The following is a 20,689-nucleotide window of genomic DNA, read 5'->3' as shown; positions in this document are numbered from 1 at the left end:
CCTATCAAACTGCCTGGGATCCCCGTCAGGCATTCCCCTTCACACGCAATTTTAGCGAAGCCGCAAAATCCAGCATGCGATTCAGCGGGATTAACGCGCCTTCTCGCAGGGCTGCATCAACATGAATCTCATGTTCATGGCCACCTTGCTCCAGACCGTTAGCAATCGCCTCCAGCCCATTCATCGCCATCCACGGGCAGTGAGCGCAACTACGGCAGGTTGCTCCCTCTCCCGCAGTCGGCGCTTCCAGCAATGTTTTCTCCGGGCAGGCCTGCTGCATCTTGTAGAAAATGCCACGATCGGTTGCCACAATCAGTTCGCGCTGTGGCAGTGTTTTCGCCGCCTGAATCAACTGGCTGGTTGACCCAACGGCGTCAGCCATCTCTACCACACTCTGTGGTGATTCTGGATGAACCAAAATCGCCGCATCGGGGTACAGGATCTTCATACGCTGCAGCGCCTGCGTTTTAAACTCGTCATGCACAATGCACGCACCCTGCCAGCACAGAACATCCGCCCCTGTCTGCTTTTGCACATAGCTTCCCAGATGGCGATCCGGTGCCCAAATAATCTTTTCTCCCAGACTATCCAGATGTTCGATCAACTCCACCGCGATGCTGGATGTGACAACCCAATCTGCACGCGCTTTCACCGCCGCTGAAGTATTGGCATACACCACCACGGTTCTATCTGGATGCGCATCACAAAAACGGCTAAATTCATCAATGGGGCAACCGAGATCGAGCGAACATTCGGCTTCCAATGTGGGCATCAGAACCGTCTTTTCTGGGTTGAGGATCTTGGCCGTCTCTCCCATAAACCGGACCCCCGCCACCAACAGCGTCGATGCTGCATGGGTGCTGCCGAAGCGCGCCATTTCCAGCGAATCCGCCACACAGCCGCCCGTTTCTTCTGCCAACGCTTGAATTTCAGGATCGGTATAGTAGTGAGCAACCATAACCGCGTTTCTTTCCCGCAGCAGTGCCTTTATCCTGCTACGATAGTGCTGTTTTGCATCAGCCGATAATGGCTTGGGCTTTGGCGGAAAGGGATAAATGGTCTCATTGCTATCAAAAAGAATACTCATTATGGATTTCCACGATGATAATTCGGGTTGCAACACCTAACACTGATTTAGCATCGGTATCGGAGTTTTTTATCCTAAACAAAATACCGAAAACACGCCGCAAAGTCGCGGTATTTTTTCCAGATCACACACCATTTTGTTTATTATGCTTAAAATAATGGAATGAAATGCATGAAAGGTATTATCTGTAGAAGAGAGACAAGGAGATAAATGGCATGGCCAGCCTCTATATCAGAATATATCGCGATACGCTGATGCTCAGAAACGTGGACACTAAAAAAGAGGTGGCCGGGCAATCAGAACCCCCTTTTACCACCTCGCGCTTACTGCTCGGACAGATGATCCCGGCGATGAAGCTATTGGATCAACTCTCACGCAAAGTGGCGGGAAAGCGACTGGTTGATCTATTCACCTCGCACAAGGTCATCATCCATGCCATGGAGATGAATGAAGGCGGACACAGCCAAGTAGAATTTGCCAGCTACATAGAGCTCGCCAGGAGCATCAGCCCGCAAGGAAAGCATATTTATGTGTGTAGCAAAACTGTGCCGCTTACCGACCAGGAAGTTATACAAATATTTAGCGGCGACATGCCTTCGATCGTCAACCGCTAACCCGACGTTGTGCTTTAGGCGAAGAGCCGATGCCAATAGAGAGAGAGCGGAATAATCAAAACCAAAGCGGGAAGAAAGTTAACCACCGCAAATGATTTTATCTGCGCAATCCGTAACCCAACGGCAATCATGATAATCCCACCACAGGCAGAAAAATCGCCCATCGTGACATCTGTCATAAAGGGCATAATCAATTTGGCGGAGAAGAACAACAGCGCCTGAACAATCATCTGCGGTATCGCAATCGACATCACAGCAAGGCCAAGCGTGATGGAAAAAATCAGTGCGGTGAAAATATCCAAAGCAGATTTGATAATCAGTAGCTGATAATCACCGGTTAATCCTTCCGTCAACGCCCCAACCACACCAGTACCGCTGGCACAAAACAAGACGATTAGCGCGGTAAAATTCTGAGTATACACATCCTGCGGTAAACGGTGTTCCTGTGCAGGCAGAACGCGGTTTAATCCTTTTTGAATCATCATGCCAGCCCGCTGCACGGCAGACTCCATGCGTAGCAATTCTCCTAACGCAACACCAATCACGATAGCCAGCGCCACCGCCGGCAGTTGCTGAACTTTAACAACCAGCGTGATACCCATTGCAATCGATACCATCGCAAACGCCGGAGGCAGGCCATCCTGCAAACGTTGGGGAATAAAGCGACGCAAGGCAATGCCCAGCCCACTACCAATCAAGATAGCGGCACCATTAATCAACGGACCAATCATATACTTTCCTAAACAGGGCAACGCACGCTTCCCTGTGGCAATGACTCCATCCCTGCTCGATAGGTTTAGAAAACCGTTCCTGATGGGTTATACAGTCGATAGAGAGGGATAAAGACCCTAATATACTCCAAAGGCTTAACGAGCAGGGAATGATAATGGGGTTTTATCTCATCGACACGGTACGTGTGCTAGCCATGACGTGAGTTTCTTTGAGGGAGGAAGTTTATTACTGAAGTGGTGGGTCGTGCAGGATGACTCGTCCTTCGGACTCGCCCCTTCGGGGTCAACGCTGACGCGTTGCTGTCTCGCTTCGCTCGGCTCGAACCTGCGACCAATTGATTAAAAGTCACGGTGTTCGTTATGTTGGTAACCGGAGAAGCTAGATTATTTAATTTAGAATCGTGTTGCTAATTACTAGAAGATGGTGGGTCGTGCAGGATTCGAACCTGCGACCAATTGATTAAAAGTCAACTGCTCTACCGACTGAGCTAACGACCCGCAATGCGGAACTGCTTTGATACTACAACTACATTTGAAATTGGTGGGTCGTGCAGGATTCGAACCTGCGACCAATTGATTAAAAGTCAACTGCTCTACCGACTGAGCTAACGACCCAATTTCATGCTGCTTTAGCGTTTCGCTGTTTGCCTTGGCAACGGCGGCACATATTACTGATTTAAATTTTCAGCGCAACCTATTTTCTTAAAAAACTGTTTGATTGCTTACTCTTAAGACGTTTAGGCACAAAAACCGCTCATGATGCGCAATTTTTGTGCCAATTAATACGGTATTACGATCCTGATAAACGCTTTTGCGCTTGCTTTGCACTTTCCGTATTGGGGTACATTTTTACAACTTGCTGGTAAACGGCTTTGGCTTTATCAGCCTGACCTTTTTCCTGCATGATCACCCCAACCTTCAGCAAGGCCTCGGAACTTTTTGGTGACTTAGGGTAGTTTTTAACAACATTGGCGAAATAGTACGCAGCATCGTCCTTTTTCCCTTTATTGTAATTCAACTGACCAAGCCAATAGTTGGCATTCGGTTGATAGGTTGAATCTGGATATTTCTTGACGAATGCCTGAAATGCGCTAATAGCCTGATCGTACTGTTTTTTCTCCAGCACGAGAGCGGCTGCGGCATTGTAATCACTATTCGCATCACCCGTACTGGCCGGTGCAGCCGTATTGGCCGCACCAGTATCAGTACCCACAGCAGCGGAAGGCGTACTGCCTGTCGTCGGAGTAGAAGATGATTGCGAACTTAATCCATCAATTTGCTGATAGATCTGTTTCTGCCGTTCAACGATCTGATTCAACTGATACTGACTTTCCTGGATCTGCCCGCGGAGGCTGTCAATATCTCGCTGGTTATCAGACATCTGCTGTTGAAGTTGAGTTAAAAGCTGACTGTGAGCGTTAGAAATACGCTCCAATTGAGTGACGCGGTCTTCGACCGAGCCTGAGCCGACATTACTGATTGGCGCTTGGGCAGTAGCGGCCCAAGGGACCGCTACGCCAACCAGTAACGACAGACCCAACAGGTGACGTCTGAAGTTACTGCTCATGCGATTCTCTTAATATACCAGAACGGCACGACGGTTTTTGGCATAGGCCGCTTCGTCATGACCGAGAACTGCTGGTTTTTCTTTACCGTAAGAAACGATAGAGATCTGATCGGAAGAAACGCCTTTGCCCTGCAGGTACATTTGTACTGCGTTGGCACGACGCTCACCCAGAGCGATGTTGTATTCTGGCGTACCGCGTTCGTCCGCGTGACCTTCGATAGTCACTTTGTAAGATGGGTTGCTACGCAGGAATGCAGCGTGGGCGTCCAGCATCTGAGCGAATTCAGAGCTAACATCATACTTGTCCAGACCAAAGTAAACGATGTTGTTGCGCTGTAATTCTTGCATCTGCAAACGAGCTTGCTCAGAAGAAGACATGTTGCCGCCGTCCATCATGCCGTTGTTACCAGCACCCATGGAAGATTGGTCATTGTCCGCATTCTTGTTGGAGCTACAAGCGGCCACTGCCAGTACCGGCAGAGCCAACATCAGGCCTTTCAGCACTTTATTGAATTGCATTTCTTATGTCCTTTGACGAGTTTATTGTACATATTTGTACTTATAGATACGGCGACCAGGCAGGGAATTTAACCTGTCCATCAGTAGCCGGAAGACGCGCTTTGAAACGACCATCGGTCGAAACCAGTTGTAGCACTGAACCCAGCCCTTGTTTAGAACTGTAGATCACCATCGTGCCATTTGGTGCGATGCTTGGCGTTTCGTCCAGGAACGTGTCCGTTAATACTTGTACGGCACCCGTTACCAGATCCAGTTTGGAAATATGCTGAGCCCCACCATTCGAGCCCACCGTTACCAAAAATTTCCCGTCGGCGCTCACATCAGAGTCCTGGTTCTGAGAACCTTCCCAGGTCACACGCTGTGGAGCACCGCCGTTAACATTAACTTTGTAAACCTGAGGACGACCAGCCTGGTCTGAAGTATAGGCCAAGGTTTGGCTATCTGGGAACCAGGTTGGTTCCGTGTTATTGCTGCGGCCATCAGTCACCTGACTGATCTGACCCGATCCCAGATTCATCACATACAGATTCAGACTACCACTCTTAGACAGAGCAAATGCGAGTTTGCTGCCATCAGGAGAGAAAGAAGGTGCACCGTTATGACGCGGGAAGGAAGCAACCTGACGGATCGCGCCATTGGCCAGCGTTTGAATAACCAGCGCAGAACGACCGCTTTCAAACGTGACATAGGCGAGTTTGCTACCGTCGGCGGACCAGGCCGGAGACATCAGCGGCTGTGGTGAACGATGAACAACGAATTGATTGTAGCCGTCATAGTCGGCAACGCGCAGCTCATAAGGGAACTGACCACCGTTGGTCTGAACCACGTAAGCAATACGAGTACGGAATGCACCTTTGATACCACTCAGTTTTTCAAACACTTCATCACTGGCTGTATGCGCGGCATAGCGCAACCACTGTTTGGTTACTTTGAACTGGTTCTGAGCCAGTACGTTCCCTGGGTTACCCGACGTATCGACGAGTTGGTAAGAAACCAGATAGCTACCATCAGCACTCGGTTGAACTTGACCAACAACCACCGCATCAATGCCCAACGCCGTCCATGCAGCAGGCGTCACTTCAGATGCCGTTGCAGGTTGCTGTGGCATACGATTTGCGTCGATCGGGTTGAATTTACCGCTATTACGTAAATCAGCACCCACGATACCGCCTACGTCTTCAGGCGCAGCGCCCGGCCCGGCCCATTTGAACGGAACCACACCGATTGGGCGTGCAGAGTCTACCCCTTGGGTAATCTCTATACGTACTTCCGCGTGCAGCACCGCTGCCCACAGCATTAAAAAGCTTACTGCAACTTTCAGTACTTGCTTCATCTCATCTCCCTTATCCAGACACGAAGTCTACGATAAATTAGCAGAATTTTAACAAAAACAAACCAATGTCAACAAAACAACATAACCTGGTTCATTTACCATCGTCATAATCTTAAATCTATTGGGTAAACAGCCCGGTTACTGCGGTTTAAAGTCTATTGGCGCATTTTTGAAAGCCTCATAAACATCCGTACTCGGTGGCTTCGGTATTTTGGCCTGTTTGGCAGCCGCAATAGCCGCCTGACATAACGCTGGATCGCCGCCTTCAGCCGTGACATCAACCAGCAAGCCATCAGGCGCCAATTTAATCCGTAGTGTACAGGTACGCCCTTTATAGAGCTGCCAGTCATAAAACTTACTCTGAATGGCTGAACGTACCTGACCACCATAACTATCGAGCGCCGCACCTGATGCACCACTCTTCTTATTGTTACCCGCGCCAGCAGGTGCTCCGCCGCCAGACTTCGGCGCATTTTTCGACGAAGCCAGCCCGCCTAGCAAATCATCAACGGCGCTTTCCTGCTTAGCAGCCTCTGCTGCCGCTTTCTTTTTATCATCAGCAGCTTTTTTAGCTGCAGCGGCGGCCTCTGCTTTTTTCGCTGCATCAGCCGCTGCTTTTTGTTTCGCTTGCTCAGCCTCTTTTGCTGCCTCTGCTGCTGCCTTTGCCGCTTCTGCTTTCGCAGTTTCTGCTGCCTTTTGTTTGGCAGCCTCAGCGGCTTTTTCTTTAGCCTCTTCTTCCGCCTGCTTCTTAGCAGCAGCGGCCGCAGCCGCTTGTTTCTTCGCTTCGTCTTCCGCTTTCTTTTTAGCGTCTGCTGCTGCTTTCGCCTGCTGTTCAGCTTCAGCCTTCGCTTTTGCGGCCGCCGCTTCGGCTTGCTTCTGCTGTTCCTTAGCTTGCTGTGCCGCCGCTTCAGACTGCTTACGTTGTTCAGCCTGCTCCTGAGCCTGCTTTTTCGCTTCTTCCTGTGCTTGCAGACGCTCTTTTTCTAGCTCTTTCAGCCGCTGCTGTTCAGCGGCTTGCTTCTGCTGAAGCTCTTCGGCCTGCCGTTCAGCCTGCTTTTGACGCTGCTGTTCAGAACGTTTCGCATCGGTCTGTTGCTGTTGCTGGCGGTTATACTGCTCTACCACTGCGCTCGGATCGACCATCACTGCATCAATTGACGAGCCTCCGCCGCCTCCGCTAGCATCCATCGTTTGCGTCGATGAATTCCAGAGCAGCAAAGCAATCAGTATGATGTGCAGAACAGCCGAGATAATAACGGCGCGTTTCAGCTTATCGTTTTGTTCGTTTGCCTTTAGCACAAGCGATTCCCAAAAACAGTGTTGCCAGAAATAGGCTTAACGATCATTACCGTGATGCACTCATTTAAATCGGTTGCGTCATCAAACCAACGGATTTTACGCCGGCCTGATGCAACAAATTCAACGCTTTAATGATCTCATCATAAGGAACATCCTTCGCGCCACCAATCAAAAATACCGTCTTGGGGTTAGTTGCCAGCCGTGATTGCGCTTCAGCAACCACCTGCTCTGCCGGAAGTTGTTCCATACGGTTTTGCTCAACAACCAGGCTATATTGCCCGATGCCTGAAACCTCTACGATCACGGGCGGATTGTCGTTGCTGGAGACCGTTTTTGAGTCGGTCGCATCCGGCAGATCAACCTCAACGCTCTGCGTAATAATCGGTGCTGTCGCCATAAAAATCAGCAACAGAACCAACAGCACGTCCAGTAGCGGAACAATGTTGATCTCGGATTTTAGCTCACGACGACCTCTGCGTACTCGTGCCATGATCCCCCCTGATTACTTGCTGTTGTCGCTGGAGAACGCCTGACGGTGCAGGATCGCGATAAACTCTTCGGTAAAGTTGTCGTAGTTCTGCTCCAGTTTACCTACCCTCTGGTTAAGGCGGTTATACGCCATGACCGCAGGGATCGCCGCAAACAGACCGATTGCCGTTGCAATCAACGCTTCTGCAATACCAGGGGCAACCATTTGTAAGGTTGCCTGCTTCACGGCACCCAGCGCGATGAAAGCATGCATAATCCCCCAAACGGTACCGAACAGGCCGATATACGGGCTAATGGAGCCCACGGTGCCCAAAAAGGGGATGTGAGTTTCCAGCGTTTCCAATTCACGATTCATTGAAATGCGCATCGCACGGGATGCACCTTCAACGACCGCTTCCGGCACATGACTGTTAACGCGATGCAACCGCGCAAATTCTTTGAAACCAGAATGGAAGATTTGTTCAGTGCCAGTCAGGCTATCACGGCGAGTTTGACTTTCCTGATAGAGACGCGACAGCTCGATACCCGACCAAAATTTGTCCTCGAATGCCTCGGCCTCACGCGTCGCTGCATTCAAAATTCGGGTACGTTGAATAATGATCGCCCAGGAAGCGATAGAAAAACAGATTAAAATCAGCATGATTAGTTTGACCAGAAGGCTTGCCTTCAGGAACAAATCAAAAACGTTCATGTCAGTCACTGCTTGAACTCCGCGACAATAGACTTAGGAAGCGCAATTGGCTTCATTTGATGTGGATCGATGCATGCGATCAAAACTTCAGCATGGCTTAGCAGGGTGCCCTGAGCATTGAGAATACGCTGTGCGAAAGTCAGAGAAGCGCCACGAAGCGAGACAATTTCGCTCTGCACTTCCAGCATATCGTCGAGGCGCGCAGGAGCAAGGTACTCCACCCTCATCCGACGAACAGCGAACGCGATATGCTCACTTAGTAAGGCTTGCTGATGAAAGTTGCGCTCCCGCAACGCCTCGGTTCTTGCCCTTTCATAAAAGGCAACATAGCGCGCATGGTAGACAACGCCACCTGCATCAGTGTCTTCAAAGTAGACTCGAACTGGCCAGCGAAACAACGAATTACTCACTCTACATCCCGGTAATGCATTAAACCTCGCTACTATACGCAAGAGAAATGAGGTTTGGAATGGATTGTGACAGCGGAAAGAAAATAATTATGGGTCGCAAGCAACCCATAACTAAATGGAATAGGAGACTATTTTAACCGAAGAAATAGTACAATCCTGCGCACAGGATCACAAAGGCGGGAAGTGGTGCGAAAAACGCACGCCAAAGCAGGCGATGTGGACGGAAACCAACACCATGAACAACGCCAGCGCAAACGGCCCAAATCAACAGCAGCCCCTGCCAAACCGCGAGTTCACTGGTCCGCGCAGCAAAGCGTGTCGGGTCCCAGAAGACACAGCCAGCCAGTAGCAACGCCATGACAAGGGAAAGAGCCCTTAACGGGCTCTTATCCATCAGGCGATAGAGTTTATCGACCAGATCATTCATTGCTTATCGTCTTCAACCGCTTTGCTTGCCTCACTCTGCTCGATAGCCAGGGCCGTGATGATCCCCAGTGAGCAAGCAAGAAGCGTTCCGAGTATCCAGGCAAAATACCACATAAATTAAGCTCCTTACTTAGTACATAGAGTGAGTGTTTTGCTCAATCTGCTCTTTGGTAATACGACCGAACATCTTGTAATAGCACCATGCGGTATAAGAAAGCACGATAGGAACGAAAATCATCGCCACTACGGTCATGACTTTCAGCGTCAGCAGGCTTGATGTTGCATCCCATACCGTCAAGCTGACGTTAGGCACAGTCACTGACGGCATGATGAACGGGAACATGGCGATCCCTGCGGTCAGAATCACACAAGCGATAGTCAGAGAGGAGAACAGGAATGCCCAAGCCCCTTTCTCTGCACGCGCCATAAGGGTAGTCAGCACTGGCAGCACTACACCCAGAGCAGGGATAGCCCACAATACCGGATGGTTATTGAAGTTGATCAGCCAGGCACCCGCCTGCTGAACGACTTCTTTACGCAGTGGGTTAGACTCAGCGGCAGTGTTAATCGCCGACGTCACCACATAACCATCAATACCGTAAATCACCCAGACGCCAGCCAGAGCGAACGTCACCATCATCACCAGCGCGGAAATCTGCGCAGCAGATTTAGAACGCACGTGCAGGTCGCCCGTGGTCCGCATCATCAGGTAGGTTGATCCCTGAGTAAGAATCATCGTCAAACTGACCACACCAGCCAGCAAGCCAAACGGATTCAGCAGTTGGAAGAAGTTTCCGGTGTAGTACAGACGCAGATATTCATCGACGTGGAACGGTACGCCCTGTAACAGGTTGCCAAACGCCACACCAATAACAACCGGCGGCACAAAGCTACCAATAAAGATGCCCCAGTCCCACATTCCCCGCCAGCGCGGATCTTCGATTTTTGAACGGTAATCGAAACCGACAGGACGGAAGAACAGTGAGGCCAGCACCAAAATCATAGCAATGTAGAAACCGGAGAACGCGGCAGCGTAAACCATCGGCCAGGCCGCGAACAGCGCGCCACCTGCGGTGATCAACCATACCTGATTACCGTCCCAGTGCGGAGCAATACTGTTAATCATGACGCGACGCTCGGTATCCCCACGCCCCATCAGACGGACCAGAATGCCCACGCCCATGTCAAAACCATCAGTGATAGCGAAGCCAATCAGCAAAATACCGATCAACAGCCACCAGATAAAACGTAAGACTTCATATTCAAACATAGTGGACTCCTGTTTACCGTGCTTCCTGCGCAGCCGCTATAGGTTGTTCAAAATGGTAACGCCCTGTTCTCAGGCTGCTCGGCCCCAGACGTGCGTATTTGAACATCAGATACATTTCTGCAACCAGGAAGAGCGTATACAGACCACAGATCAGCCCCATTGAGAACAGAATATCCCCCGCTGTTAGCGATGAGGTCGCGACGGCTGTCGGCAGGATTTCACCTATGGCCCAAGGTTGACGGCCGTATTCAGCCACAAACCAGCCTGCTTCGATAGCAATCCACGGCAGCGGAATACCATACAGTGCGATGCGGTGCAGCCAGCGTTTCTGACCAATTTTGCCACGCAGAACAGTCCAGAAAGACAGGCCAATGATCAACAGCATCAGAATGCCGCTGCCCACCATAATACGGAAAGAGAAATACAGCGGCGCAACACGTGGGATAGAATCTTTAACCGCCTGTTGAATCTGCGTTTCTGTCGCATCAGAGACTTTCGGCGTATAGCGTTTCAGCAGCAAACCATAGCCCAGATCCTGCTTAGCTTGATCGAACGCTGCTTTTACTGCTGGGTCGGTGTTACCCGCGCGTAATTCTTCCAGCAGGTGATAAGCCTGCATACCATTACGAATACGCACTTCATGCATCGCCATCAGCTCTTTCAGACCTGTGACTTCTTTGTCAGTAGAACGCGTGGCAATTAACCCCAGAGCGTAAGGGATCTTGATGGCATAGTTATTTTCCATCGTATCCTGGTTCGGGATGCCGAACAGCGTAAAGGAAGCGGGAGCCGGTTGTGTTTCCCATTCGGCTTCAATCGCTGCCAGTTTAGTTTTCTGCACGTCCCCCATTTCATAACCGGACTCATCGCCCAATACGATAACAGACAGAACAGAAGCCAGACCGAAACTTGCTGCGATAGCAAATGAACGCTTGGCAAACGCAACATCGCGGCCTTTCAACAGATAGTAAGAACTGATGCCCAGAATGAACATCGCGCCGGTACAGTAACCTGCTGCCACCGTGTGAACGAATTTCACCTGAGCAACCGGGTTCAGCACCAAGTCAGCGAAGCTCACCATTTCCATACGCATGGTTTCAAAATTGAAATCTGATGCGATAGGGTTTTGCATCCAGCCATTGGCGACCAGAATCCACAGTGCAGAGAAGTTAGAGCCCAGTGCGACCAGCCAGGTAACGGCCATATGCTGCACTTTTCCTAAACGATCCCAGCCGAAGAAGAACAAGCCAACAAAGGTCGATTCCAGAAAGAATGCCATCAAGCCTTCAATAGCCAGCGGCGCGCCGAAAATATCCCCGACGTAGTGAGAGAAATATGACCAGTTGGTCCCGAATTGAAACTCCATGGTCAATCCGGTAGCGACCCCAAGAGCAAAGTTAATTGCGAATAACTTGCCCCAGAATTTAGTCATATCTTTATAGATTTGTTTGCCAGACAGCACATATACCGTTTCCATAATCGCCAGCAGAAACGCCATCCCCAGCGTTAATGGTACGAATAGAAAATGGTACATTGCAGTTAAGGCAAACTGTAAACGTGACAGTTCGACTACATCAAACATTTTGACTCCTTGCTCCTCGCAGGAAGGGATTAGCTTGCAAACGCTGACAAGCCGCCAAACATTCGGCCATTACACCCAAAAAGAACACAACAAGAATTGCTTTAACATCGGCTGTAACAAACGCTAAAAATACCGTTCACCAAGGCAGTCGCATCGCGACGCCCCCGACAGCAAGCTCAAGATAAATCACAAGTATTACAAATAGCGTACCCCGTAAGGAGGTAACCGTATATTACGCCTGTAATCCCCTACAATAAATAGGTTTTTACGTGACCCAGACTAGGTTTTTGGCTTCAAATCAACTTTCCCACCAAACGGCATGAGAGGCGATAATTGACCTCGCGCAATTTAAGCCTATTTCATAAATTATATCCAGAGACGTTTCTTGATCTAAAACAATTTAACGTCTTTCTCGTGATTAGCACGTTACATTAATTTCTTTACCACACTCATTGTTAATGCAATGTGACTTTTAAGTTTAATTGAAATTAATTCAGCAATATAATTGCTACTTCTCGTTATCGATTATTTAATCGATTCCCTCGTCTTCTATTTTATGTCAAATTTTTATTTTTTATTGCTGACAACAGCGCTGTATTTTCGCCGTGAATTCCCCCGCCCTCCCCGAGTGCCACCTGCTTGTGACGATCCATACCACTGCGGAGACCAAAAGGCCTCCGCAGTGGTTACACACGTAGCAAGATGCTGCGATTTACTTCTTCGCGTTCATCCGTTCAATGGCTTTATCGTAAACCGTGTTACTTTTCTGGCTTCTTGCAAGCTCATAATGCTGAAGTGCATCGCTGAACTGACCCGCATTCTCGTAAATTTTTGCAATATTGTAGTACGAGCTGGCACGCGTGGTTGCCGCATTGCTACCATTTGCCAGCGCAATCGCTTTACGGTTGGCCCAAATAGCTTCGGCAATATTGCCGCGCTTTTGATAGGCCAGACCCAGGTTGCTATATGCCTGGCCAAACGCGCTGTCCTGATCGATCGCGGCCAGAAACAACGTTGTGGCCTGCTCTAGCTCACCCCGCCCATAGGCGGCTTCACCGTCGCGATTGAGGCTTTTTGCCAGCGCGGTATTCCCAGTAACGGAAACTGCCGTCTGCGCCGGGTTAAGCACCATTGGCAGCGCATTACCATCTTTCGCTTTTGAGAAATCAGCCTCGCCAACGGCATTGATATCTTCAAAGTCACCGTTAGGGTTAAGACGGAAAACCGTCCAGATATTCCCTGTCTTATTCAGTGGGACGGAATATGAACGTACCTGCGAGCTTCCAACATAGACAAATACTTTTGCACTACTTGCGGAAAGCGCTAATGAATTAGCCTTATCACCATTTGAATAATCATGGACGGCATAAATATAACTTTCACCTAAACGCTTTTTATCAATTGTGATCGTTTCTGGGCCGAAACTATCTGTATCATCGACATCAAGATTAGCATCGCGTCCTTTTTTGTGGCTGAAATAAATATGATTACCCGGATAAATAAGATGGGAATCTAAATCAAAAGGTTTTTCGCCCCAGGTTAATACAATTCGCATGCCATCCAGGCTTTTCATTACTGGGCTAACTGCATAGGTCATTCCGTCACACGGGCATTTAACCACCAGATCGGAATACCCTTCTTTTTTAATGATCAACAGACTGTCTTGATCGACACTGAATGGCGCGTTGAGCGCCGCACGGCCTGCGGCATCAGAGCGTGCGGTCACTGACTGCGCACCGTTTTTCTGTAGAATAACCGTTGCATCATCAATCTTTTTATCTTTAACCGTCGCACTTAGCACTTCAATATTAATAGACTGTGCGCTGGCCACGCAGGTAAATGCAGATAATGCCAAAATCAGCGATTTTATATTTCCTTTCACACAACATCCCCTTAAGGAAAATTAATTAATCATTCCCTGCTTATACAAAACCAATGAGATAATCATCATTTCTGTTTATCACTCATCGCTTTTTTTCAGGCGCGCAAATTATCCGATAAAACCCCGAAAAAGTCATGCGTAATTCAGTTATGCCAATTAACTTCGCAAGCCAAATATGAATAAAAAAAGCCACCCGGAGGTGGCTAGCGTGTTTCATCGAATAATAAATTAACGAGTTAATACCGCTTTTACTGCATCGCCGATATCCGCCAGACTGCGAACGGTTTTAACACCTGCCGCTTCTAACGCTGCAAATTTATCATCGGCAGTGCCTTTACCACCGGCAATGATGGCACCAGCATGGCCCATACGTTTGCCTTTCGGCGCCGTTACACCCGCGATGTAACCGACAACCGGCTTCGTCACGTGCTCTTTAATGTACGCTGCCGCTTCTTCTTCTGCCGTACCACCGATTTCACCGATCATGACGATGGCTTCAGTCTGTGGATCCTGTTCAAACAGTTTCAGAATATCGATGAAGTTAGAGCCTGGGATCGGGTCACCACCGATACCGACACAACTGGATTGACCCAGCCCGGCATCGGTCGTTTGCTTCACTGCTTCATACGTCAGCGTGCCTGAACGAGAAACGATACCGACTTTACCCGGCAGGTGAATATGGCCCGGCATGATACCAATCTTACATTCGCCCGGCGTGATCACACCGGGACAGTTCGGACCGATCATCCGCACGCCGCTCTGGTCAAGTTTCACTTTCACCGTCAGCATATCCAGCGTCGGGATACCTTCAGTGATGCAGATAATCAACTCGATACCTGCGTCAATCGCTTCCAGAATAGAGTCTTTACAAAACGGTGCGGGTACATAGATAACGGATGCCGTTGCGCCCGTCGCTTCTACCGCTTCACGCACCGTATTAAATACGGGCAGACCCAGATGTTCCGTGCCACCTTTACCCGGCGTCACACCACCGACCATTTGTGTACCGTAAGCAAGTGCTTGCTCAGAGTGGAATGTCCCCTGACTACCGGTAAAACCCTGACAGATAACTTTGGTATTTTTATTAATCAGAATGGACATTATTTATCCCCCACTGCTGCAACAACCTGCTGAGCTGCACCCGTCAGGCTGGTCGCGGCAATAATATTCAGGCCGCTATCCGCCAGTTTCTTGGCACCCAGTTCCGCATTGTTTCCTTCAAGACGTACCACAACCGGCACGCTAACGCCCACTTCGGCTACCGCGCCGATGATACCGTCAGCGATCAAATCGCAACGCACGATGCCACCAAAGATGTTAACAAAGACGGCTTTTACCTTGTCGTCAGACAGGATAATTTTGAACGCTTCAGTAACACGTTCTTTCGTTGCGCCACCGCCTACATCAAGGAAGTTAGCAGGAGAACCGCCGTGTAGCTTCACGATGTCCATGGTGCCCATCGCCAGACCGGCACCGTTCACCATACAGCCGATGTTGCCGTCCAGCGCAACATAGTTCAGTTCCCACTGGGCTGCATGCGCTTCACGAGAGTCTTCCTGGCTTGGGTCACGCATTTCACGCAGCTCAGGCTGACGGAACAGTGCATTACCGTCTGCGCCCAGCTTGCCATCCAGACAGATCAGATCGCCCTGCTTGGTGATAACCAGTGGGTTGATTTCGACCAGCGCCAGATCGCGCTCAAGGAACAGCGTCGCCAGACCCATGAAGATTTTGGTGAATTGCGCAACTTGCTTACCGCTCAAACCCAGTTTGAAGGCCAACTCGCGGCCCTGATAAGGCTGTGGACCTACCAGTGGATCGATAGCAGCTTTGTGGATCAGTTCCGGCGTCTCTTCCGCCACTTTTTCAATTTCTACGCCACCTTCGGTGGACGCCATGAACACGACACGACGCGTGCCACGGTCAACAACCGCGCCCAGATAAAGCTCTTTGTCGATATCCGTTGCGGCTTCAACCAGAATCTGATGAACCGGTTGACCCTGTGCGTCAGTTTGATAAGTAACGAGCTTTTTACCCAGCCAGTTTTCAGCAAAAGCGCGAATGTCTTCTTTGTTACTGACTACTTTAACGCCGCCCGCTTTACCGCGACCGCCTGCGTGAACCTGACATTTTACAACCCACGGACCCGAGCCAATCTTAGATGCGGCTTCTTCTGCTTCACGCGGTGTCGTACAGGCATAGCCGGTGGGTGCCGGTAAACCATATCGAGCAAAGAGTTGTTTTGCCTGATACTCGTGTAAATTCATGATGTTCTATCCATTTAGGTTTGGAGATAAGTCGGCAGACGACTTTCATCACCGACTTTTTCGGTAGAAAAAAGCGCCATAAACTCTCTGATATATTTGGATAACGCCGTTGAGAAAAAACGGCCTGCATAGCACATAATTTGGTTTATCTTTTCGGGCGGAAAACCGTCAGGGTTATCCGCCCTCAAGAATGACTGACCCAGCGATAATTAAACGTCTAGCAGCAGACGCGCGGGATCTTCCAGCATTTCTTTCACCGTCACGAGGAAGCCAACGGACTCACGGCCATCGACCAAGCGGTGATCGTAAGACAGCGCCAGATACATCATCGGCAAAATAACCACCTGACCATCAACTGCCATTGGGCGATCTTTAATGGCATGCATGCCCAGGATCGCACTCTGCGGTGGGTTGATGATTGGGGTAGACATCAGAGAACCAAAGACACCGCCATTGGTAATCGTGAAGTTACCACCCAGCAGTTCTTCAACCGTCAGTTTGCCGTCACGGCCTTTCACGGCCAGCTCTTTGATACGCTTCTCAATGTCGGCCATGCCCAGCGCATCGACATCACGCAGTACTGGCGTGACCAGACCACGCGGGGTAGAAACCGCAATGCTGACATCGAAATAGTTGTGGTAAACCACATCTTCGCCATCAATGGAGGCATTTACTTCAGGGTAACGTTTCAGCGCTTCAACGACGGCTTTGATGTAGAAGGACATGAAGCCCAGACGCACACCGTGACGCTTCTCAAACGCTTCACCGTATTGCTTGCGCAGATCCATGATCGGCTGCATGTTGATTTCGTTAAACGTCGTCAACATTGCGGTGCTGTTTTTCGCTTCCAGCAGACGCTCAGCAACACGCTTACGCAGGCGCGTCATCGGTACGCGTTTTTCGCTACGCGCCCCCAGAACAGGCGCAGGAGAAGCTGCCGGAGCTTCAGATTTAGCCGCTTTACCAGAGTCTTTCTTCTGAGCAGCCAAATGCTTATCCACGTCTTCACGGGTAATTCGACCACCCACGCCGCTGCCTTTAATCGTTGACGCATCGAGATCGTGCTCTGCAATCAGGCGGCGGATAGCCGGGCTAAGCGCATCGCTGTTCTCTTCTTCCAGACCAGCGGTATGACGCTGTGCCGGCGTCGATTCTTTACTCTGCGATTTCTCGCCAGTTTCTTTACCGGAACTATCACCACGGCGAATACGGCCTAGCAGTTGGCGAGACGTTACCGTCGCGCCTTCTTCTTCCAGCACGGCATCCAGAACGCCTGCTTCAGAGGCTGGCACTTCCAGCACCACTTTGTCAGTTTCAATCTCAACCAATACTTCATCACGCTGGACGCTATCGCCTGGTTTTTTATGCCAGGTTGCAACAGTGGCGTCAGCTACAGATTCAGGCAGGTCGGGTACAAGAATATCTACGCTACTCATTATCTATCCTTTTATTTAATCAACGTTCAGCGCGTCATCGACCAGATCTTTCTGTTGTTTCTGGTGTACGGACATATAGCCAACGGCAGGTGATGCAGACGCCGGGCGTCCTGCATAACGTAAAGAAGATCCAAACGGAATCACTTCACGGAGATGGTGCTGACTGCAATACCAGGCTCCCTGATTCAGCGGCTCTTCCTGACACCATACGAAATCATGGACTTGGGAAAAAGGCTCCAGTGCCGCTTGAACAGCCTGATGCGGGAACGGGTAAAGCTGTTCGATACGGACGATCGCGACATCTTTTTGCTCGTTCTTGCGGCGCTGCTCCAGCAAATCATAGTAGACCTTACCGGAACAAAGCACGACTCGCTTCACGGCTGCTGGATCTAATTCTTCTACTTCACCAATCGCTGGCTGGAAGGAACCATTTGCCAGTTCATCCAGTGAAGAGATCGCCAACGGATGGCGCAGCAGAGATTTTGGCGACATGACCACCAGCGGACGGCGCATACCGCGCAGCGCCTGACGGCGAAGCATGTGATAAACCTGCGCCGGTGTTGACGGAATACAAACCTGCATATTTTGCTCTGCACACAGTTGCAGATAGCGCTCCAGTCTGGCAGACGAGTGCTCCGGGCCTTGCCCTTCGTAGCCATGCGGCAGCAGCATGACCAGACCACACATCCGGCCCCACTTCTGCTCGCCGGAACTGATGAACTGGTCGATCACCACCTGAGCACCGTTGGCAAAGTCACCAAACTGCGCTTCCCAGATGGTCAGCGTGCGCGGTTCTGCGGTTGCATAGCCGTATTCAAACGCCAGTATCGCTTCTTCTGACAGCACGGAGTCCCAGACGTTAAACTCGCCCTGTCCGTTATGCACATGATTTAACGGTGTATAACTGGAACCGTTTATCTGGTTATGCACGACTGCATGGCGATGGAAGAACGTACCGCGACCGCTGTCCTCTCCAGACAAACGAATCGGGATCCCTTCATCAACCAGCGTAGCGTAAGCCAGCGTTTCTGCCCCACCCCAGTCGAAAGGTTTGTTGCCAGCGGCCATTTCGGCACGGTCAGCATAAACTTTGGCAACGCGAGGATGAACGTCAATCCCTTCCGGCACTTCACTGATACGCTTCGCCAGTTCCTGCAAACGTTTCATTTCCGTTGCGTGCGGATAAGGTTCATCCCACTCATGGTTCAGATACGGCGTCCAGGTAAAGGACTGCATATCCATCTCACGCCATTCTTCCACCACGCATTCACCCGCATCCAGCGCATCGCGGTACAGGTTGACCATTTCGGTGGCGTCTTCCAGCGTGATAGTTTTATTCTGTTCCAGGCGATCGGCATACACCTTACGCGGCGTCGGGTGTTTTTTGATCTTCTGGTACATCATCGGCTGCGTTGCACTTGGCTCATCAGCTTCGTTATGGCCATGACGACGATAACAAATCAAATCGATGAATACATCGCGCTTGAAGGCGTTACGGAAATCCAGCGCCAGACGAGTAACAAACGCCACGGCTTCCGGATCGTCTGCATTAACGTGGAAAATCGGTGCCTGCACCATTTTGCCGATATCGGTACAGTATTCGGTGGAGCGGATATCCAGTGGGTTAGACGTCGTGAAGCCAATACGGTTGTTAATGACAATACGCAGCGTACCGCCAACTTCATAACCACGCACTGTCGACATATTCAACAGTTCCTGCACCACGCCCTGACCACTGACTGCTGCATCGCCGTGAATGGTGATCGGCAAAACACGTGGACCGCTCTGGCTATTCAGGCGGTCAAGACGCGCACGAACCGATCCCGTCACAACCGGGCTGACGATCTCCAAATGCGAAGGGTTGAACGCCAGCGCCAAGTGTACCAGACCACCAGCAGTCTCAAATTCAGACGAGAAGCCTTGGTGATATTTAACGTCACCTGTACCCAGGTGCTCTTTATGCTTACCGGCAAATTCGTCGAACAGATCCTGAGATTTTTTGCCCAACACGTTGATCAGCACGTTAAGGCGACCACGGTGTGCCATCCCCAATACAACTTCACGCGTATCGTTTGCACCAGCATGGCGAATCAGTTCTTTCAGCATCGGAACCAGTGCGTCACCGCCTTCCAGAGAGAAACGCTTGGCGCCAGGATATTTGGCCCCCAGATAACGCTCCAGCCCTTCGGCTGCGGTTAACTCTTTCAGGAAACGGCGTTTCTCTTCTACCGTAAACGACGGTTGACCGGTTACCGATTCAATACGTTGCTGGATCCAACGTTTCTCTTCCGTGCTGGTAATATGCATATACTCCGCACCGATAGAACCGCAATAGGTGCGTTTCAGCGCGTCATACAGATCTTCCAGCTTCATGGTGTCTTTGCCGATGGCAAAAGAACCCACGTTGAAGGATTCCTGTAGGTCATCCTGAGTCAGGTTATGATAATCCAGATCCAGTTCTGCAACCGGCTCCTGAGGACGCAGGAAAATCGGGTCCAGATTGGCCTGCTGATGCCCACGGAAGCGGAATGCATTGATCAGTTGCAATACCTTGACCTGCTTGACATCAATATCGGGATCGGTGACAGATGAGGTAAAGCGCGAAGAGTCTTTCGCCAGACGGCGGAAATAGTCGCGCGTTTTGGAATGGAGTTGATCCGGTTTGACCCCGCTCGTAGGCAGTTGCTGGAAGATCGAGCGCCAGCTATGTTCGATCGAGTCAGGATCGGTTAAAAAATCTTCATAGAGTTGCTCTATGTAGGACTGATTCGCACCCGCCAAATAGGAGGAATCCAGCCAGGCCTTCATCGCGCCGTTCTGCATTATGATCCCTTAAGCTAATAAGCTTCAGTTTTCGCCGTGGTTAACATGTAATTAGTGTCCGTATATCGTTTGCCGTACAAACGGTTCACTTGTCGTACAATCGGTACGTGCTTAGAGTATCCATCCCCCTAAGGAACCTTTAAAAACCGGTTCTGGCGCGCAAGCCGGTTTTTAAAGGTTTCCTGCGCTCCCTCTGAAGAATAGCAACTCCAGAGGGAGATACATGTTTACTACTTAACTCTTTATGCAATAACGCGTTATGT

19 protein-coding genes, 2 tRNA genes and 1 other RNA gene are annotated in these 20,689 nt (G+C 50.2%); 1 reads left to right on the top strand and 21 read right to left on the bottom strand.

Annotated elements, in window-relative coordinates; genetic code table 11:
- Nucleotides 1–25: 25 nt before the first annotated feature.
- Nucleotides 26–1,087, bottom strand: a complete 1,062-nt coding sequence (gene nadA, locus A8F97_RS03285; RefSeq protein WP_014700685.1) for a quinolinate synthase NadA — start codon at nucleotides 1,085–1,087, stop codon at nucleotides 26–28.
- Between the two features lie 215 nt (nucleotides 1,088–1,302).
- Between nadA and A8F97_RS03280 the strand changes: the two genes are divergently transcribed.
- Complete coding sequence (locus A8F97_RS03280) at nucleotides 1,303–1,701, top strand: YjaA family stress response protein (RefSeq protein ID WP_033071784.1); 399 nt, start codon at nucleotides 1,303–1,305, stop codon at nucleotides 1,699–1,701.
- Nucleotides 1,702–1,715: 14 nt separating this feature from the next.
- Here A8F97_RS03280 and A8F97_RS03275 read toward each other — a convergent pair whose 3' ends face one another.
- The 20 genes from A8F97_RS03275 to sucA all read right to left on the bottom strand — a co-directional run bounded on the left by A8F97_RS03275 (nucleotide 1,716) and on the right by sucA (nucleotide 20,426).
- Entirely contained in the window at nucleotides 1,716–2,432 is a 717-nt protein-coding gene (locus A8F97_RS03275) for a DUF554 domain-containing protein (protein ID WP_014700687.1), read from the bottom strand.
- A 235-nt stretch (nucleotides 2,433–2,667) separates the two neighbouring features.
- Nucleotides 2,668–2,796, bottom strand: a non-coding RNA gene (locus tag A8F97_RS03270) — RtT sRNA.
- A gap of 58 nt (nucleotides 2,797–2,854) precedes the next feature.
- Nucleotides 2,855–2,930 (bottom strand) — tRNA-Lys (locus A8F97_RS03265).
- A 41-nt stretch (nucleotides 2,931–2,971) separates the two neighbouring features.
- Nucleotides 2,972–3,047 (bottom strand) — tRNA-Lys (locus A8F97_RS03260).
- Between the two features lie 175 nt (nucleotides 3,048–3,222).
- On the bottom strand, nucleotides 3,223–3,999 hold the full coding sequence (gene cpoB / locus A8F97_RS03255; RefSeq protein ID WP_014700688.1) for a cell division protein CpoB: 777 nt from the start codon (nucleotides 3,997–3,999) through the stop codon (nucleotides 3,223–3,225).
- Between the two features lie 9 nt (nucleotides 4,000–4,008).
- The gene (gene pal / locus A8F97_RS03250; RefSeq protein WP_010299226.1) at nucleotides 4,009–4,518 is read right to left on the bottom strand and encodes a peptidoglycan-associated lipoprotein Pal; all 510 of its coding nucleotides are present in this window, start codon (nucleotides 4,516–4,518) and stop codon (nucleotides 4,009–4,011) included.
- A 40-nt stretch (nucleotides 4,519–4,558) separates the two neighbouring features.
- Nucleotides 4,559–5,851: a Tol-Pal system beta propeller repeat protein TolB gene (gene tolB / locus A8F97_RS03245; RefSeq protein WP_005973936.1), complete on the bottom strand. Its 1,293-nt coding sequence runs from the start codon at nucleotides 5,849–5,851 to the stop codon at nucleotides 4,559–4,561.
- Between the two features lie 138 nt (nucleotides 5,852–5,989).
- Nucleotides 5,990–7,150 (bottom strand): cell envelope integrity protein TolA, encoded by a 1,161-nt coding sequence (tolA, locus tag A8F97_RS03240; RefSeq protein ID WP_014700689.1) that lies wholly within the window; start codon nucleotides 7,148–7,150, stop codon nucleotides 5,990–5,992.
- Nucleotides 7,151–7,214: 64 nt separating this feature from the next.
- Nucleotides 7,215–7,640, bottom strand: coding sequence for a colicin uptake protein TolR (tolR, locus tag A8F97_RS03235; RefSeq protein ID WP_005973933.1), 426 nt, complete (start codon nucleotides 7,638–7,640; stop codon nucleotides 7,215–7,217).
- A gap of 12 nt (nucleotides 7,641–7,652) precedes the next feature.
- Nucleotides 7,653–8,339 (bottom strand): Tol-Pal system protein TolQ, encoded by a 687-nt coding sequence (gene tolQ / locus A8F97_RS03230; protein WP_005973932.1) that lies wholly within the window; start codon nucleotides 8,337–8,339, stop codon nucleotides 7,653–7,655.
- Complete coding sequence (gene ybgC / locus A8F97_RS03225) at nucleotides 8,336–8,740, bottom strand: tol-pal system-associated acyl-CoA thioesterase (RefSeq protein WP_033071785.1); 405 nt, start codon at nucleotides 8,738–8,740, stop codon at nucleotides 8,336–8,338. Before ybgC ends, tolQ begins: the two co-directional genes overlap by 4 nt.
- A 133-nt stretch (nucleotides 8,741–8,873) precedes the next feature.
- Entirely contained in the window at nucleotides 8,874–9,167 is a 294-nt protein-coding gene (gene ybgE / locus A8F97_RS03220) for a cyd operon protein YbgE (protein WP_015730894.1), read from the bottom strand.
- Nucleotides 9,164–9,280: a cytochrome bd-I oxidase subunit CydX gene (gene cydX / locus A8F97_RS03215; RefSeq protein ID WP_005973928.1), complete on the bottom strand. Its 117-nt coding sequence runs from the start codon at nucleotides 9,278–9,280 to the stop codon at nucleotides 9,164–9,166. The genes ybgE and cydX overlap by 4 nt, the downstream gene beginning before the upstream one ends.
- Nucleotides 9,281–9,296: 16 nt before the next feature.
- Nucleotides 9,297–10,436: a cytochrome d ubiquinol oxidase subunit II gene (gene cydB / locus A8F97_RS03210; RefSeq protein WP_033071786.1), complete on the bottom strand. Its 1,140-nt coding sequence runs from the start codon at nucleotides 10,434–10,436 to the stop codon at nucleotides 9,297–9,299.
- 13 nt (nucleotides 10,437–10,449) lie between these two features.
- Nucleotides 10,450–12,018 (bottom strand): cytochrome ubiquinol oxidase subunit I, encoded by a 1,569-nt coding sequence (cydA, locus tag A8F97_RS03205; protein ID WP_014700693.1) that lies wholly within the window; start codon nucleotides 12,016–12,018, stop codon nucleotides 10,450–10,452.
- A gap of 712 nt (nucleotides 12,019–12,730) precedes the next feature.
- Entirely contained in the window at nucleotides 12,731–13,900 is a 1,170-nt protein-coding gene (locus tag A8F97_RS03200; RefSeq protein WP_033071787.1) for a YfaP family protein, read from the bottom strand.
- A 228-nt stretch (nucleotides 13,901–14,128) separates the two neighbouring features.
- The gene (gene sucD / locus A8F97_RS03195) at nucleotides 14,129–15,001 is read right to left on the bottom strand and encodes a succinate--CoA ligase subunit alpha (protein WP_033071788.1); all 873 of its coding nucleotides are present in this window, start codon (nucleotides 14,999–15,001) and stop codon (nucleotides 14,129–14,131) included.
- Nucleotides 15,001–16,167, bottom strand: a complete 1,167-nt coding sequence (gene sucC / locus A8F97_RS03190; RefSeq protein ID WP_014700697.1) for an ADP-forming succinate--CoA ligase subunit beta — start codon at nucleotides 16,165–16,167, stop codon at nucleotides 15,001–15,003. The genes sucD and sucC overlap by 1 nt, the downstream gene beginning before the upstream one ends.
- 209 nt (nucleotides 16,168–16,376) lie before the next feature.
- Nucleotides 16,377–17,603: a 2-oxoglutarate dehydrogenase complex dihydrolipoyllysine-residue succinyltransferase gene (gene odhB / locus A8F97_RS03185; protein ID WP_014700698.1), complete on the bottom strand. Its 1,227-nt coding sequence runs from the start codon at nucleotides 17,601–17,603 to the stop codon at nucleotides 16,377–16,379.
- 15 nt (nucleotides 17,604–17,618) lie between these two features.
- The gene (gene sucA / locus A8F97_RS03180) at nucleotides 17,619–20,426 is read right to left on the bottom strand and encodes a 2-oxoglutarate dehydrogenase E1 component (protein WP_014700699.1); all 2,808 of its coding nucleotides are present in this window, start codon (nucleotides 20,424–20,426) and stop codon (nucleotides 17,619–17,621) included.
- Between the last annotated feature and the right edge of the window lie 263 nt (nucleotides 20,427–20,689).

The organism is Pectobacterium parmentieri (genome assembly GCF_001742145.1).
Taxonomy (GTDB): domain Bacteria; phylum Pseudomonadota; class Gammaproteobacteria; order Enterobacterales; family Enterobacteriaceae; genus Pectobacterium; species Pectobacterium parmentieri.
Note: the sequence above shows the minus strand (reverse complement) of the source record. Positions and strands in the feature narration are given on the sequence as shown.